Source organism: Wolbachia endosymbiont of Armadillidium vulgare str. wVulC (assembly GCF_001027565.1).
Taxonomy (GTDB): Bacteria; Pseudomonadota; Alphaproteobacteria; order Rickettsiales; family Anaplasmataceae; genus Wolbachia.
On record NZ_ALWU01000010.1, the window covers coordinates 447,059 to 463,655 of the forward strand.

The 16,597-nt window shown below is 34.2% G+C and carries 14 protein-coding genes and 1 tRNA gene; 6 read left to right on the plus strand and 9 right to left on the minus strand.

The window, feature by feature from the left end; translation table 11 throughout:
- Positions 1 to 100: 100 nt before the first annotated feature.
- The 4 genes from gyrB to wVul_RS07680 all read right to left on the minus strand — a co-directional run bounded on the left by gyrB (position 101) and on the right by wVul_RS07680 (position 5,095).
- The gene (gene gyrB / locus wVul_RS07670) at positions 101 to 2,473 is read right to left on the minus strand and encodes a DNA topoisomerase (ATP-hydrolyzing) subunit B (RefSeq protein WP_047759780.1); all 2,373 of its coding nucleotides are present in this window, start codon (positions 2,471 to 2,473) and stop codon (positions 101 to 103) included.
- 173 nt (positions 2,474 to 2,646) lie between these two features.
- Positions 2,647 to 3,105, minus strand: coding sequence for a hypothetical protein (locus wVul_RS09985; RefSeq protein WP_238580449.1), 459 nt, complete (start codon positions 3,103 to 3,105; stop codon positions 2,647 to 2,649).
- Complete coding sequence (locus tag wVul_RS09990; protein WP_238580450.1) at positions 3,102 to 3,866, minus strand: hypothetical protein; 765 nt, start codon at positions 3,864 to 3,866, stop codon at positions 3,102 to 3,104. The genes wVul_RS09985 and wVul_RS09990 overlap by 4 nt, the downstream gene beginning before the upstream one ends.
- Before the next feature lie 89 nt (positions 3,867 to 3,955).
- Entirely contained in the window at positions 3,956 to 5,095 is a 1,140-nt protein-coding gene (locus tag wVul_RS07680) for an ankyrin repeat domain-containing protein (RefSeq protein WP_238580451.1), read from the minus strand.
- A 222-nt stretch (positions 5,096 to 5,317) separates the two neighbouring features.
- Here wVul_RS07680 and wVul_RS07685 point away from each other — a divergent pair, with 222 nt between their 5' ends.
- The 5 genes from wVul_RS07685 (at position 5,318) to plsY (ending at position 10,407) form a co-directional block, all read left to right on the plus strand.
- Complete coding sequence (locus tag wVul_RS07685; RefSeq protein WP_047759781.1) at positions 5,318 to 6,001, plus strand: phosphatidylserine decarboxylase; 684 nt, start codon at positions 5,318 to 5,320, stop codon at positions 5,999 to 6,001.
- Entirely contained in the window at positions 5,998 to 6,783 is a 786-nt protein-coding gene (locus tag wVul_RS07690) for a CDP-alcohol phosphatidyltransferase family protein (protein ID WP_047759782.1), read from the plus strand. The genes wVul_RS07685 and wVul_RS07690 overlap by 4 nt, the downstream gene beginning before the upstream one ends.
- Before the next feature lie 8 nt (positions 6,784 to 6,791).
- Positions 6,792 to 8,141, plus strand: a complete 1,350-nt coding sequence (locus wVul_RS07695; protein WP_047759783.1) for an alanine/glycine:cation symporter family protein — start codon at positions 6,792 to 6,794, stop codon at positions 8,139 to 8,141.
- Complete coding sequence (locus wVul_RS07700) at positions 8,131 to 9,597, plus strand: alanine/glycine:cation symporter family protein (protein ID WP_047759784.1); 1,467 nt, start codon at positions 8,131 to 8,133, stop codon at positions 9,595 to 9,597. Before wVul_RS07695 ends, wVul_RS07700 begins: the two co-directional genes overlap by 11 nt.
- 237 nt (positions 9,598 to 9,834) lie before the next feature.
- The gene (gene plsY, locus wVul_RS07710) at positions 9,835 to 10,407 is read left to right on the plus strand and encodes a glycerol-3-phosphate 1-O-acyltransferase PlsY (protein WP_047759859.1); all 573 of its coding nucleotides are present in this window, start codon (positions 9,835 to 9,837) and stop codon (positions 10,405 to 10,407) included.
- A gap of 1 nt (position 10,408) precedes the next feature.
- On the opposite strand, the gene wVul_RS10125 is transcribed toward plsY, so the two are convergent.
- From wVul_RS10125 to wVul_RS07725, 5 genes are all read right to left on the minus strand, one after another.
- Positions 10,409 to 10,543: a hypothetical protein gene (locus tag wVul_RS10125; RefSeq protein WP_255351252.1), complete on the minus strand. Its 135-nt coding sequence runs from the start codon at positions 10,541 to 10,543 to the stop codon at positions 10,409 to 10,411.
- 85 nt (positions 10,544 to 10,628) lie between these two features.
- Positions 10,629 to 11,327, minus strand: a complete 699-nt coding sequence (locus tag wVul_RS09310) for a hypothetical protein (protein WP_153295713.1) — start codon at positions 11,325 to 11,327, stop codon at positions 10,629 to 10,631.
- Positions 11,294 to 11,638, minus strand: coding sequence for a hypothetical protein (locus tag wVul_RS09405; RefSeq protein WP_161794196.1), 345 nt, complete (start codon positions 11,636 to 11,638; stop codon positions 11,294 to 11,296). Before wVul_RS09405 ends, wVul_RS09310 begins: the two co-directional genes overlap by 34 nt.
- 52 nt (positions 11,639 to 11,690) lie before the next feature.
- A complete protein-coding gene (locus tag wVul_RS07720; protein WP_047759860.1) occupies positions 11,691 to 12,587 on the minus strand; it encodes a cation diffusion facilitator family transporter in 897 nt (298 codons plus the stop codon).
- Between the two features lie 27 nt (positions 12,588 to 12,614).
- A tRNA-Val gene (locus wVul_RS07725) sits at positions 12,615 to 12,687 on the minus strand.
- 245 nt (positions 12,688 to 12,932) lie between these two features.
- On the opposite strand from wVul_RS07725, the gene wVul_RS07730 reads away from it, so the two are divergent.
- A complete protein-coding gene (locus wVul_RS07730; RefSeq protein ID WP_047759786.1) occupies positions 12,933 to 16,334 on the plus strand; it encodes a peptidase M2 in 3,402 nt (1,133 codons plus the stop codon).
- Positions 16,335 to 16,597: the final 263 nt, after the last annotated feature.

Here is a 16,597-nt window from a genome sequence, read left to right on the forward strand (position 1 = left end):
ATTCAGATTTCTAAAATGAACTGATTAGTAGTACGTTTTAAATGTTGTGTTGGCACACAATGCTGGAATCACAAGCCATAAGGGTTTAGCGTTTCTAAAATCAAATATCAACATCATGCACGTTAAGTGCATTGTTATTTATAAAGTCACGACGTGGTTCAACTATATCACCCATTAGCACCGAGAATATGCTATCTGCTTCCTCACAATCTTTTATTTCAACTTTTAGCAGAGTTCTAGTTTCTGGATTGAGTGTAGTTTCCCAAAGCTGATCAGCATTCATCTCACCAAGGCCTTTAAATCTCTGCAGAGTTAAACCTTTTTTACCGTAATCCATTACTATTTTTGCAAGTGCACTTGGAGACTTTATTTTTATTTCAGTTTCTTGCGATTTTAAAAATGAATCACCATTAAATAAGTCAATTATGTTATCAAGAGAACTCAATATATTCTGTATTTCTTTGCTTTCAAGCATGCTAAGCGAGAATACATATTTGTCTGCTAATCCTTGAAACAATTTAGCAATGTGAATTTCTTCATCTTTTACTTCTACTTCCCAATTATATTCACTATACATCAATTTTAAATATTTTAATATCTCATCAGCAGACAATAGAGCATTCTTTTTGCTTAAAATTAGCAATGATTCTAAGAGATCTTGTGGTATTTCCCTATCATAATTTTTGCTAATGTTTGAAATACTGAGGCACTTATTCAAAACGAAACGCAAGTCTTTGCCTATACCATTTAATGTTAATCTTTTAATCGCTGAATTTACTATATACTCTTCAAAAGTTTCGTCATCTTTAATATGAGTATCTTTGGCATTTTTTGTAACTTTATAGAGCGGTGGCTGCGCTATATATAAATATCCTTTTTCAATTACTTCGCGCATATGTCTAAAAAAGAAAGTTAGAATCAAAGTTCTTATATGTGAGCCATCAACGTCTGCGTCTGTCATAATGATAATTTTATGATACCTAGTTTTTTCAATATCGAAGTGCTCACTCCCTATTCCAGCCCCAATTGCCGTGATCAGAGAGCCAATTTCTGCAGATGAAAAAATACGATCCAATCCTGCACGTTCTACGTTTAGAATTTTCCCTCTTAATGCAAGTACTGCCTGTGTTTTACGATTACGTCCCTGCTTTGCAGTACCACCTGCGGAATTACCCTCTACTATAAACAATTCCGATAACTCAGGAACTTTTTCCTGACAATCGGCAAGCTTTCCAGGTAGAGTTGCGATATCAATATTATTTTTATTTTTAACTAACTCTCGTGCTTTTCTTGCTGCTTCTCTTCCTTTTGCTGATCTAATCGCTCTTTCTACTATACTTGTTGCTAACTTGGGGTCAGTTTCAAGTATTGTACTTAATTTGTCAAAAACTATGCTCTCTACAACCGTCCGCGCTTCAGAACTGACCAATTTATCTTTTGTCTGTGAAGAAAATTTAGGATCAGGCATTTTGAGAGATAAAACACAAGTTAAGCCTTCTCTAACGTCTTCTCCGGTCAAATTCACTTTTGCTTTCTTCAAAAACCCTTCATTGGTTGCATAGTTATTGATACATCTGGTTAGTGCAGATCTAAACCCTGCCAAATGCGTACCGCCATCCCTTTGTCTTATGTTGTTTGTGAAGCACAGCATATTCTCATAGTAAGAATCATTCCACTCCATCGATATTTCTACACTGGTGCCTAGATTTTTCACATCATCTCTAATGCTGGCAATTTTAGTAATGTGTGTCTTGTTTTTATCTAAGTACCGTACAAAATTTGCTGTGCCGAAATTATCTTCAGACTGTTTACTATCGTTAAAGTGAGACTCCACATATGGTTTATTACGTAAATCACACAAAGTAATCTTGATATTTGAATTTAAAAATGCTAATTCTCTGATGCGACCCTCAAGAGTAGAGTAACTAAAATCGACACCGTTAAAAGTCTCTGTTGATGGCATGAATGTCACTCTAGTTCCTCTTTTGTTTGTGTTTTCATTCACTACTTTTAAGGATTCAATGGATTCACCATCTTCAAAGCGTATAAAGTGTTCTTTCTTGTTGCGCCAGATAGTTAATTCCAGCCAGCTTGATAATGCATTTACAACCGAGATTCCAACACCATGTAATCCACCGGAAACTTTATAGGTATTATTATCAAACTTACCACCAGCATGAAGTTGAGTCATTATTACTTCTGCTGCCGATATTCCTTCTTCTTCATGAATATCAGTTGGAATGCCACGACCGTTATCAGTTACAGATACTGATCCATCTTCATTTATGCTAACTTCAATTTTATCACAATATCCAGCTAAAGACTCATCTATCGCATTATCAACAACCTCATACACCATATGGTGCAAACCAGATCCATCATCAGTATCACCAATGTACATACCTGGACGCTTTCTTACAGCATCAAGACCTCTTAGGATTTTTATTGCGTCAGCGTTGTAATTACTTTCCATGGAATTGCTTTATTTATAAATGTTAATTAATATTACATTTGTATACAACGATTAGCAAGATTTTAAAACTGAAAGAAGTATCTTTGGTTGTGGTATATAGGTAAAATATACTACACTACCTACATGAAACCCTGCTTTATATTTCAAGACGTATAACTACAGTGAGGTATAATTTACCTTTCCCTTTTGCTTAGACTTTCCAAATTAACACAGGATAGATTACTCATACACTCTTCTAATATTTCATCCTTTTTATCGTTGTTTAGTTTACTGCTGAACTCCTGACACCTTCTCTCGACAGCTGAATGCGTAGTCATAATATACCTTACCGTTTCAGATGATAACTCTGGTAACTTATTACGGATCCTTCCTTGTTCTAGTTCAGAGAAATTGCTAAAATTGGCTCTGGCCATTTCAGGGAATTTTTGCGTAATCGTTTCTTTTATCATTGCTCTAGCTTCTTCTTCATCTAGTGTAATAACTACTAATGGATGCAAATCAGATAAAGACTCAAACAGTTTATTGTATGTTCCACCTGCACAATTTTGACCTTGAGTACCGTAAGTTGTTGCAGCGTCTACAAGACCCTTTACAAACATATCTTTTCTATTTTTTATGTCTTCACCATTCAAAGGGATTCTTTGATTTTCTGTTCATTTCTATCGTTGCAGGCTTTCCAACATAAAACAGCTGCCTGCTTTAGTGTTAGCTTACTATGATTGTCTTTAAAATTATCTCCTGTTCTATTGATAAATCTTAAGCATTCAAGTGCATGAGATTTATCACCTTCTGTAAATTCACTTGACTGTTTGATATACTCTTCAATGTCGTTTGTGTTGCCTCTATTTAGCTGTACATAGAATTCATCTTTGCTTAGATTCTCTTTATGCTTTTCTATGAGTCTATTAACACTCAAGTTTATACTAGCAACTGCACTTGGATCATGAGTAGTTTTTACAGCAAAAGGAAGGACATTAGTTAAACTATGGAAGAAAGGTATCTCTTCTTTTGGAATTTGTTGTATTAAACTATTAAGCTGCTGTACTCCTTCACGATTTAGCAGCCACAAGGACAACATAGGCAGCACTAAAAACATACAGGAAGGAATAATACATACGATCAAAATAGTTGTTAATATTCCTCTAATGATATTTTTTAACCATGCTGACGACCTTTTTTCATTTTCTCCTGGTTTGAAAAAATAATTTACTAATAATAAATATAAAAGGAATTGTATGATGAAAAGAAGCGGAGAAATCATACTTACTAATAAAACTATATTGATGAGCTTTTTAGTTTTACTAGTGTTGTTGTGAACATTTTGCGCTTCTTCTATTAAATCCTGTGCCCTATTTCTATTTTGCTGTTGATTATTATTTTGACCTACAAACATAACACACACCCCATTCTAATATTAATATGCTATGCTATAGAAAGCATGTAAATAAAGCAAGAAATTTATCAACTATCTGTGAGCTGCTTTTATTTTTGCTTGATTGGAGATTCTATCTTTGTGCTTTCTGCATTATTGAGAGTACTGCCTGTTTTTTGTGCAGCAATTTCTTGAATACCTTTCACAATAAAATACACTACTAGCGCTAAACCAAGAGTTATAATAGTTAGCGTAACTAATGCTGCTAACTGAACTTTCATCTCTAAACCCGTTTTTGCTTTATTCTCTCTTAGGAATCGAGCCATGTCTTGATCGTTTTCCTGCATCGCAAGATCTAAAGGAGTAAGTCCCCTCCCATTTTTTATATTAATGTTTGCTCCCTGTTTTAAAAGAAGCCCCGTTTTTTCTATATTACCTTCTTTTACTGTACGAAATAGACGACTTTCACCTTCTATCTTTTCAATATCTGCTCCATATGATCTAAGTACTTCAATGGCTTTTTCATTCCCACTATTGAGCGCGATATCCAAAGCATCCATTCCAGCTTTATTTTTGTGGTTGATAAAATCCTTTAGCTGGTTTCTATCAAAATTTTCCACATATTGTTCAATAACGAGTTTTACTACCTTTCCAGGACAATTATTAGCAGCAGAAACAAGCATTGTGTTGTTATTATTATCTTTTTTTGTTACGTCTGCTTTGAGTTTATTTATCAAGTACTCGATAATTTCTATTCTGCTATCATCCTCTGCTTCAGTGCATTGTCTAGTAGCTAAAAATAAAGCTGTTCGCCCATTGTTATCTATATCTTCAATATTCTGTCCCTTATCAACTAAGGCTTGTATTACACTTTTATTTCCATATAAAGCAGCAAAGTGAAGAGGTGTATGTCCTTCGGTGCTTTCTCTTTCATTAATTAACGCATCATGGCTAGATAGTAATTCTATGAACTCTGGCGTATTTGCAAAAATTGCAAGGTGCATTGGTGTTAAGTAATCTTTGCCATGATTTTCAGTTTTTGCGTTAACGTTTGCTCCACTTTCTATCAGCAATTTCGCTATTTTAAATTGCTTATGCCCGATGGCAATATGCAGTGGTGTATGATTACGTTCATAATTATCATTGACGTTTGCACCAGATTTTATTAGTAATTCTGCAGTTTTAATATCATCTGCCTTAATTGCAACGTGTAAGGAAGGAGATTCATCTTTTTCTATTTCCCCTGTCATACGAAATTGCGAACATATTAATTCATATATTATTAAGTTTTCATTAAGATTATATTAATAATAGTTAAAAAAACTTCAATTTCTATTAAAAAATAGATATCTATCAGCGATTTTATAAGCAAATGTTTATATAATAATTCCAAAAGTGAAACAGTAAAAAAAAGCTTTTCATGAGAAATTATAAATGATAAATTGTTAATAATGAATTATTGAGAATAAGTTATGTGCTTTGGTTTGCCTAACATAAACAGAGAAGGTTATTTATTTATAATTGTTTCCTTTATAGTAACGTGTATAGCATTCTCTATATCTTGGGGGGCTGGCATTACTTGCTTATTCCCAACACTATTATGTACTTATTTCTTTCGTGACCCATCAAGAGCTGTACCAAACAATAAGGATTTCATATTAAGCCCTGCTGATGGTGTGATTTCAAAAATTGAAGAAGTTAATTATCCTTTGTTAGCAGAAAACGAAGAAGGAAAGAAGTTTACACTTGTCAGCATATTTCTAAGTGTTTTGAATGTCCATGTGAATCGTATGCCAATATCTGGTGCGATAAAGGAGATGAATTATAAAAAAGGCAAGTTTGTTTCTGCAATAAGCAATAGGTCTAGTAATGAAAATGAAAAGCAGGTTATTGTGATTGAATATGAAGAGGGGAAAGAAATCATTGTGGAACAAATAGCTGGATTTATTGCACGCCGCATTGTTTGTAATTTGAGAGTATCTCAAAGTGTAAAAGCAGGTGAAAGATTTGGAATTATACGATTTGGCAGTAGAGTAAATATTTATATACCTGCTGGCATAGAGGTAAGAGTTTCAGAAGGGCAAACTGTTATTGGTGGTGAAACAATTATAGCAGATTTAAACAAGCAAGAGAAGCTTATTTTTGATGTAATATGAATAACGATGGAAGTAACGGTAAATTCTTACCTATTACCAAATTATTTCCAAACTTTATAACTTTACTGGGTTTATGTGCTGGCCTTACTTCACTTAAATTCACATTTAATGAACAATGGGAATTTTCAGCAATTTTTATTATCATCGCAGCAATAATAGATGGAATGGATGGTAGAATAGCCAGAATTCTAAAATCAACTAGCGATTTTGGAGCACAGCTTGATTCTTTTGCAGATTTTCTGAATTTTGGTTCAGCACCTGCCTTTCTTTTGTATTTTTGGAAGTTAAATGAAATTAAAGTTGTAGGTTGGATCTTAGTAATGATATATGTAATCTGCATATCAATAAGACTTGCAAGATTCAATGTTTCGCTACATTCAGAACAACTATACTGGAAAAAAAATTTCTTTTCCGGCATTCCAGCTCCTGTATGCGCTTTACTTACTCTGTTACCAATAATTATTACCTTCCAATCTCATGAAAGTGAATACTTACTTCTTATAGAGCAATTTTTTAACGTAAGGAATACAGCTTGTTACTTTTTGGCCATTTCATTTTTTTCGATAAGTCATATTCCAACTTTCTCCGCAAAGTACATTTATGTCCCTAAAAGTTTATCCTATATCTTTGTATCATTTTTTGGAATATTGATCATATTTTTTATAAGCAAGCCCTGGATAACACTACCAATTTTAGGTGCAGTTTATATATTGACTCTTCCAATAAGTACCGGACTTTATATATATTACGCATATAAAACTAGTCCGCTATATAAAAAATAGTGAGCAGCATGGTTGTAAAAGTAACTGATCTATTAAACTCTCTTCTATATATAAAGATATTTAACATTCCATTCATAATTATTTGGGTAATTGCAACTGGAGTTTTTTGTATGATTCAATTCAAATTTACTAACTTTAGATTATTCAAACATGGAATACAGACGCTATTCAACCTAAAATGTAATGGCAATAACAATGGTGTAATCACTCATATTCAAGCGTTTGCAACAGTCATTTCCGGAACAGTTGGTCTTGGAACAATATCAGGAGTTGCAATAGCTATCACAATAGGGGGCCCAAGTGCAGTTTTTTGGATGATAGTTACTGGAATACTTGGTATGTCAATAAAGTTTGCTGAAGTAGTGCTTGCATTCAATTACCGCTCTGAAAACACAACTGGTGGAGCTTTTTATTATATGGAGCATGGACTTGCAAAGATTGGATTTATAAAAACTGGCAAATCCCTCGCATTTATTTATGTGATTATGCTGCTTGTTGCAATGATTCTGGGCGACATACCATTTCAGGCAAATCAAATTGCAGCGTTGTCAAATAACCTATTTGAATACAACGCATCTGTTATTATATCTCTGCTTGTATTAATTGTAATACTCGGAGGGATAAAGCGAATTGCTTTCGTTGCAACAGGTTTAGGGCCGATTATGATAATGTTATATGTAGGCATGTGCGTGTATTTAATCTGTGCAAACGGAAGTAATCTTTTGAATGCTCTATCTATAATGTTTCAAGATATCTTTAACAAATCAGCTATAGGAGGTGGAGTATTGAGTGGATTAATAGCAGGGGTAAGAAGATCAGTGTTTGCTAATGAAGCTGGTACTGGAACAGCAGCTATAGCACATTCGATTGTAAAAGAGAAAGACCCAGTTAAAGTTGGGAGTGTTGCAATGATTGCGCCATTTGTAGACACAATATTAGTCTCATTTTTGACTGGTGTTGTGATAATTATCACTGGTATGCACAGTACCAATGAAATCGGTGATATTACGTTAGTTAGCTCAGCATTTTCGACAGTCTTGCCTTTATTTAGCAAGCTAGTTCTTCCGCTGATAATGTTTTCCTTTGCATTTTCCACGATAATAGCTTATTATTACTACTGTGAAGTTGCCCTTGTGTACTTATTTGGTAACAAAAAAGTACTGATATTATTTCAATTTTTTATAGTGGGTTCAGTGTACATTAGCTGTATATCAAAAAATATAGAATTTATATCTTGTTTAGGTGACAGCCTGTTTATGTGCCTTATGATTCCAAATGCTGTTGCAATATATCTACTGAGAAGGGACGTTTCAAATGCAGTAGACTCTTATTACGAAAGGTATAAACATGATTTATAGATTGCTTTGTATGATGTTATTTTGCCTATCGTTTAATGATGTATATGCTGCTTCAATTTTTTACAAAAGTTATGACATTGCATTAAATGGAATAAGCAACTTCATGAATGAAGTATTGTTTTTCAAGATCTTTCACGTACCATTTATAATTCTTCTATTGGTTTTTGGTTATATATTTCTAACACTACGTTTTAAATTTCTCAACATAAGGATGTTTAAGCATGCATTCGCTATTTTGTGTGGAAAATATAACACAGATCATCACGATGGTCACATTACGCATTTTCAGGCATTCGTAACCGCGCTATCAAGCACAGTAGGTCTTGGAACTGTTGCTGGTGTTGCAATTGCAATTTCAATGGGAGGGCCAGGAGCGGTACCTTGGATGATGATTACAGGCTTTTTTGGTATGTCCGCAAAGTTTGCTGAAGTAACTTTAGCATTCAGGCACAGAACAGAGGGTCAAGAGCAGTTATTCAGTGGTCCTTTTCAATATATAAGAAATGGGCTAGAGGAATTTGGATTTAAAAAACTTGGTATTGTTCTGGCTGCTATATATGCAGTATTTTTTATATTATCAGGTCTTGGTGGAAGTGTAGCGTTTCAAACTAACCAAATGGTTTCAATATTATCTGGTTATTCAAATTGGATAGATGGTCATCCTTGGTTTCTCTCTTCCATAATTTCTATGTTACTTGCTCTAGTAATTATTGGTGGAATTAGAAGGATAGCCAGGGTGTCTTCTGCACTAGTGCCTATTATGTCGCTCATATATATTTTCAGTTGTGTCACAATCATTGCATTCAATATTCACAACTTTGGCAATACATTAAAAATATTGTTTTCCAGTATGATAGACTTCAATGCTGTTGGTGGAGGAGTGGTAGGAGCATTTGTTGCTGGAATTCAAAGGGCGGTTTTTGCCAGCGAAGCAGGTGTTGGTTCTGCTTCAATCACTCACGCGGCAGCTAAAGATGAGGAGCCGGTTAGAACTGGACTAGTTGCGATGATAGAACCATGCTTTGACACAATGTTAATTTGCTGTTTAACAGGAATAACAATAGTAATAACAGGTGCATACCAGACCAGCACTGGCGAGGGAATACTGATCACCCAAAAAGCATTTGAGACAGTTTCTTCTTGGTTTCCTATCCTTTTAACAATAGCTGCGCCTTTATTTGCATTTTCTTCAGTAATTTCATTTGTCTATTGCTGTGAAATGGGATGGTTATATTTGTTTGGTGCAAAGAGTATAGTGATATACCGAATATCGGTAATAATTGTGGCATTTTTCTCTGGTCTTTCTAAAGATATAATGGCTATTGCCAATATTGGTGGAGCTTTATTCTCTTGTTTAGCACTCATCAATATGACAGCGCTCATACTGTTCAGTAATCAGATTAACGATGAAGTTCAGTGCTACCTAAAAAGGCTGAGGAATAATAAAATTAATTAAATTTTGGCATATGAAGGTACAGCAACAGATGTCATTTCAGTACCATCTTCTTGTCATAGCAAAACTCCCTTTTGTCATCCCAGTGTGTGACACTGGGATCTATTTTGCATATAGTTCCACCATAGTGTTATGTTTTAATGTAAAATTTTATATTTATCTACTAGATTCGTTTGCGAACAAAGTTCGCTGGATCCCAGTGTCAGCTACTCGGATGACAAGAGAGAGGATGCTAGAATGATGGAGAGGTATGTAATCCTTATACTATCCTACGTACTCGGTTCAATACCGTTTAGCTTAATTATTGCAAAAATAAAGGGGATAAATTTAAGAGAGGTAGGCTCAGGAAACATTGGCGCTACAAACGTTGCAAGGACAGGAAATAAAGGCCTTGCTGCTCTTGCATTATTTCTGGATACCTTTAAAGGGTTTATCGCGGTTTATATAGCACAACAATTTTTCGATGACAATCTTTATATATATATATCTGCAATTTTAGCAGTTTTAGGGCACATGTTTCCCATTTGGCTAAAATTTAAAGGAGGCAAAGGAGTTGCAACAACTTTGGGAGTTTTGATAGCACTTAATATGCTAGTTGCCCTGATATTTATATTTGCCTGGATAATGGTATTTTTTATCTTTAGATACTCTTCTCTTGCTTCATTAAGTGCTATTACAATAGCCGTGATAACTTCATTCTTTTTTCAAATGGATTTATCCTTAACACTCATAGTTATAGAAGTGTTAGTTTTTCTCAAGCACCACAAAAACATCACAAACCTTTTGCAAGGCAAGGAACATAAGTTTTTATAATTTACGTGCTGATCCTGTTACTTCTTATATTATCGATGTTTGGGTCGGTTAATTTTTCTGGATTAATATATTCAAGATTTTCTATTGTATCTACTACATTCTGTTCACTACAGTCCAAGCTAAACAAATTTCTCATTAAAGGTATCCTGATCTCTTGAATAAAATTAGAAGTTATTTGTTTACTGCTATCATCTGACTTATTCCAAGCATTGAGGATTTCTTTATGATTCTTCTTTTTTTTTCAGCTCTTTCTTAATAAACTCATACGCCTCATCTTTTGCATCCATTCCAATTCTGTCTTCCATAAGGTATTTTACTCTAATATCAGGGTGTATTCCTTTTAATGACTTTACCGTAGCACCAATAGTAAAGCAAGTTTCAGGAATAAACGTCCCTTGAGCATAATTTATGGCATACATTAAAGACTTTGCCAATTCCCGCCTTTTTGCTGCAACTGATTCACTATCTCCACTATTACAAGCCTTTAGAACTAAGTATAAAATTTGCCCTCCTGTAAGTCCAGAAACATGAACTTGTTCATCATTATTGCACCATCTATTAAGATAGTTAATGAATTCTTGTTCATTACTCTTCCTAAACTCTTTTTCTTCTTTTATATACTGGATAAACTTAACAAACTCATCATTACGTATAACATCCTTAGGTTCTGGTACCTTCTCACCATATTTATCTTTTAATATATTAATATTGTCAATAATACTATCATTCGATAAATTAGGCAATGTGTGTTCAATAGCAGTATTAATAATATACTTCATACCGAATAAATTTTCTCGTGCACCATCCAAAAGTAAATTCACTGCATTCTTAAACAGGGCAATAGGATTAAGTTTTTTTGGTCTGACTTCAGATTGCAACAAAATTATTAACATCGTAATGGTATCGGTGCTAACAGCCAAGCTAATATGAGAGCCTTAGTAAAGGATAGATATAATATAAACCCTACTAACGATAAAAAAAACACTGACTTGATTATATTATCTTTAATAAACATTTTCCAATATTCCTTTTTATTTACTTCCTCATTCTTTATTTTTTTATAGGTAAGAAAAGTCTGGATCTCTAATCTGTAAAGAACAGCCACAAAAGAAATTGCTATACTGGTGGGCATAGTTAATATATTTAACGCTTGCACAATACCAAGGTAAACAAAAAACTTTAGCCTGCTAGATTCCTTTGAAGGAAATTGTAATTGAGAAATACCTATCATAGCTTACCTTCAACATCATTACACCCTAGTAATAGCATAGTAATTTAAAACGTCAATGTTTAAGTATCTTATTATCCGCACACTCATCGTATTCGATCTCGACTGTAGAGTGTGCTATCTCGAACCTATTTAGTAGTATTTTTTTTATCTCATACAAAATATCAGTGTGTTGTGCATTTTGCTTTACTTTGGCATGCATGGTAATTATAAAATAATTATCAGATAGTGACCATGCATGTATGTGGTGCACATCTATCACTTCAGGTAACTTAGATACAATCTCACTTTTGATCTCCTCAGCAGATACACCTTCAGGTGTACCTTCAAGGAGTATATGGCAAGAATTCTTGAGAATTTTATAGCCACTGTTTAAGATTATTACGCTGACAAATATTGACAAAATAGGGTCCACTACTTGCCATCCGGTAAGCATGATAATTATGGATGCAAGTATAGCAGCTACAGAGCCTAAAATATCTCCTATGACGTGTAATACAGCACTTTTTATGTTTATGTTACTTTCACATTTACTATGTAATATAAAAAAGACTATGATATTAGAAATCAGGCCAAGTGTGGCAATTATTAACATTACTTTCCATTCAACATTAACTGGAAAAATAAATCTTTTTATTGATTCAATTATAATGACCGCTGCAATGAGAAATAGAGTTAAACCATTAATAAATGCTGCAATTATCTGCAATCTGTGATAACCATATGACCTCTGTAAATCAGATTTCTTGGCTGAAAATTTATGTGCTATCCAGCTTAAAACCAAAGCAAAAAGGTCAGTGAGCATGTGTCCTGCATCTGATAACAGAGCAAGCGAGTGTGAAATTATTCCACCTGCTATCTCCATAAGCATTGTTATTGCAACTATTATTATAGAATAAATTAAGCGCTTGGATGCTGCTGCTGAGTGTTTGCCATTGTGGACTGCTGTCATATAAAATCTTTTCATGAGCAAAAAACGTGGGTAACACTGGGCTCGAACCAGCGACCCCTTGCACGTCAAGCAAGTGCTCTACCAACTGAGCTAATTACCCATCATAGCTTTAGTATAGTGCTTCAGTGGAATAGAAGTCAATTTGCTTTTAAATTCTTACCCTATCCTAATGTAACGTTAGAATGTAGATTTTTTTTGTAGTCAAGCTATATCTTATATTGTTCATATTAAATTAATTACTTATATTTCTTCACTAAGATATAGACTATATCAATATGAAAATTCACATTTTTTTAGTAGAGATCACCTTATATTTGAAGAGTTAGTAAATTAGAGGTTAGAATTATGACAATCAATCAACAAATAAATAAAAATATAACTAAAGAAGAATATTTCAACAATAACGGCAAAGGATTTAATTCGCCACATGTTGTAGAAGTTAAAGATTTAAATATTAAAGTAGAGGTTTATTCTCATAATTTAAGAGCAAGTAAAATTGCTAACATTGAAAGTGAGATAAGAGAAACAGCTACTAATTTTAAGGACGCATTCAAGTTAAAACACAGCAACTCAGAACAAACATTTAAAATTTATATGTTTGATGACAAGGATGATTACACTCACCTTGGCGGAAGCGAGCGTTTCGGTTCTTACCTTGGAGATGAAGGTGGTAAATGTTACTACAAAGGGGAAGCTGATGTTTTTGCTGAAATGTATGTCTACCAACAAGGTGGCGTTCATAACCTTCAGCATGAATTTGCACATGGTTTAACTTACTTGGCTACAGGAGGTGAGCACCTACCTGCAGTATTAATGGAAGGAATTGCAGATTACTTTGAGCACCATTCAGATCATAAATTCAATTCTCAAGGATCAAGTATCGACAAAACTGAAGCTACAAATTTGAATTTAAGTGAAATTTTAAGTTTAGAATATTCAGAGAACGACGAAGCAAATAGCCTGGTTTATAAAACAGGTCATGCGTTGATAATGTACTTACAGGAAAAAGATCCTAGTTTATTAAGAGACTACCTAGATGCTTTACGTCAAGGTGACTCACATAAGTCAAAAGACTTTCTCTCTCAAATAAAAGGGCATAATGATAATTTTAAAGGCTGGCTTGCTGAGAATGATACAGAAACTGCAATGGAACATCTTAACGCTTTGCAAGTTACAAAAGGAGCTTTTATAGCAACTGGTCAAGAAATAGTGGGTGGAGAAATTAAAAACATATCCTACTATAAAGCAAATATAGAAAAAATGGATGGAGAAAACGTTGGAAGTTTTTCTCCTGTAGAACACGTCGCATTTTATGATGTTGCTCGTGCTATAAATAGGGCAACAGATGATACACTTGATATATCAAAGGAATATCATTTCCTCAAGGTAGTAAAAACTTCTAATGGACAGGATAAACTAACTTACTCTGATCAACAAGGTAATGAATATCAAAACAGTCAAGAATATAAGAGTCAGGTTTTAAATGTATTGTCAAAGTATGATGAAACTTTGAAAAAAACTTGCGATGAGAAACTAAAGAATCTCGATGAGCAGATTCATAAGGAATCCACTGAAGTACTTGAAAGATATCATAAACAAGAGATCTCCTATGAAGAACTTTTGGAAAAATATAATTTCATTACTTCTTCCTCTCGATATGAAGAATTGAAAAATTCCTTACTTGATAAAACCATAAACACTGGCTTAGAACAAGTAAAAGCGACTAAGAACATCGATGTAGAAAAGATGTTAGAAGAGATGATCAATATCGATCCAAACTTAATAAGGAGTACAAATCATATTGATCTACAAGAAGGTAAGATTTTCTCTATAAAAGCCCATGGTCACGGGAATATGGGTGCGCTATCCATACAAGATGGAGATACAAAGCTTGGAGAATTATCGAGCGAATCAGGATTTTTCAAGCAAGTTGAAGGCCAAACTAAAGAAATTTTCGTTTTTGAGGATATACTGCACAACTTAAATACTCAATATGATGGTGGTGCTTATATGGCGATTACGAAAGAAAATGGTCATTATAAAGCTTCTTTAATAGACGGCAGAACAGTTGAACGTGATGAATACTTTGATGAAGCACATTTGCATGAAAATGAATTGTTGCATCCTAGCACTGGACACATCCAAAAAGATTTAGATTCTCTACTCCTTAGAGGTACTAAAATTTTGAATCATCAGGATTCAGAGCATGCACAATATTCTGATGAGCAAAAGGCAAATGGAGTAATCGTGGAAAAAGGAAAATTACTGGATAATAAGGGGACAGATAGGACAAACGACGATGTATACGAAGCGGTTGTAAAGCAAGGAGGCGAAAATCTACATGCATTCAAAAATATGGGCTTTTATATTACCGAAGAGGTGAAAAATGAAAGAGGTGAAATTACAAATGGAAGTAACTTGTTCATTCATGATCACGGAAAAAATGTGCGCTATCAGTTACCTGAAAAAGTTACTCATCTAAAGTTAGTGCAAAAGGATGGACAATATAAGTTAGCACCATCTGATTCTGAAGGGAGAGAGTATAATGGCATACCAGATGAATATAGATATATAGATCCAATATTTGCACATGAATATGAGAAGAGAGATTATTCCCATAAACATGTAAATGTGGGCCTTATAAACTTAGAGAAATATGGCTCTGGCAAACTTTTTGCTATAAAGTACGACCCAAATGATTACCACATACAAAGAAACTCAAGTGGCGAAATAGTTAGAATAAAAGATCAAGCATATTTCACTAAAGTAAAACTATTTGATGGTGATACTGATGAAGAAATTGGAATGTTATCTAATAATTTCCATAACTTCAAAGGAAAAATATTCTTTTCTGCTGATTATAACTACAGTTATAATGATTTCCTCGCATCTGTTTCTCCTCAAGTTGAAATTGAGGACATGGGGAATGGAAGTAAAAAAATAACTTTCGATCAAGGTGATGGCGATATCGGTGATACTAATAGAGGCTACACGGACTATCAGAGAATATTCACAAAAGAGAAACAAACCGAAAGTCCAAAAGGGCAAGTAAGTGAAGCTAAGACAGAAGTTAACATGAGCCATAGTACTACTAATATTGTTGCTGAAGAGAGAAACGACAATAGTGAAATGCAGTCTGATCAGCCACAAATTCCAACAAGGGCAAAAAGGTCAGCTTCAGTGGAGGAGAAAGAGCAGGTATTAAAAGACACAATCTTGAAAATAGAAAAGAACTATGATCGAGACTTAGAAGGAAAGCACAAGGCAAATGTAACCATAGATTACAATGATGTGAAAGCCTTGTATGATAGAGCAGAAGGAGAAGATAAAGGCTCTGTGTTAAAGTTTTGGAACAAACTGCATACATCAGATTATAAGGTTGGTGCTTTGCCCGAAGACAAGTATTACTTTAAAGATGGCAAATTTGTAATTCACGATAGTGATACGAAAAAGCTTATAGTGTTACCTGAGGATAAGGTATCCATCAAAATAATGAAGGATGGTGATAGCTATAGTTTGGCTATATCAAGTGGTAATGGCAAAGTAATAAGCAGCATTAGTAAAATAGATAATCCGAATTACGAATTGCTGTCAGATTCAAGTCATTTCAACTTAGAAATGCAAGATAACATTGAGTTATCAGACCAACATCATGAATACAATCTCTATCTAGAGAATGGTTTTGCGACAATGTTTGATTGCACAAGCGATCATGTTTATCACGATCATAACTCGACCTACATCTAATACACTACAAGGAGGGTACTGCCCTCTTTTTGTTATTCCAATGCCCAGACACTGGAATCCAGAAAAAGTAATTTCAACCAAGTGATAAAGGCTGGATTCCAGCATCACGCGCGCAGCTGTACGAACATTATCTGTAAGAAGATGTCATCCCAGTGTCACGCACTGGAATGACACCGAAGGGGCTACTAGGATGACATCGTCTGCTATATACTTAGATCACAAGAGAAGAATTCTAAAGCAAAAGACCTCAAGTAAATCTCATG

Bases quoted from the DNA above. Each gene is read 5' to 3' on its own strand.
- wVul_RS07700 (WP_047759784.1), top strand. From the start codon at position 8,131: ATGATTTATAGATTGCTTTGTATGATGTTATTTTGCCTATCGTTTAAT.
- wVul_RS07720 (WP_047759860.1), bottom strand. From the start codon at position 12,587: ATGACAGCAGTCCACAATGGCAAACACTCAGCAGCAGCATCCAAGCGC.
- wVul_RS09405 (WP_161794196.1), bottom strand. From the start codon at position 11,638: ATGATAGGTATTTCTCAATTACAATTTCCTTCAAAGGAATCTAGCAGG.
- wVul_RS07680 (WP_238580451.1), bottom strand. From the start codon at position 5,095: ATGACAGGGGAAATAGAAAAAGATGAATCTCCTTCCTTACACGTTGCA.
- wVul_RS07695 (WP_047759783.1), top strand. From the start codon at position 6,792: ATGGTTGTAAAAGTAACTGATCTATTAAACTCTCTTCTATATATAAAG.
- wVul_RS10125 (WP_255351252.1), bottom strand. From the start codon at position 10,543: ATGAGAAATTTGTTTAGCTTGGACTGTAGTGAACAGAATGTAGTAGAT.
- wVul_RS09990 (WP_238580450.1), bottom strand. From the start codon at position 3,866: ATGTTTGTAGGTCAAAATAATAATCAACAGCAAAATAGAAATAGGGCA.
- plsY (WP_047759859.1), top strand. From the start codon at position 9,835: ATGGAGAGGTATGTAATCCTTATACTATCCTACGTACTCGGTTCAATA.
- wVul_RS07730 (WP_047759786.1), top strand. From the start codon at position 12,933: ATGACAATCAATCAACAAATAAATAAAAATATAACTAAAGAAGAATAT.
- wVul_RS07685 (WP_047759781.1), top strand. From the start codon at position 5,318: ATGTGCTTTGGTTTGCCTAACATAAACAGAGAAGGTTATTTATTTATA.
- wVul_RS07690 (WP_047759782.1), top strand. From the start codon at position 5,998: ATGAATAACGATGGAAGTAACGGTAAATTCTTACCTATTACCAAATTA.
- gyrB (WP_047759780.1), bottom strand. From the start codon at position 2,473: ATGGAAAGTAATTACAACGCTGACGCAATAAAAATCCTAAGAGGTCTT.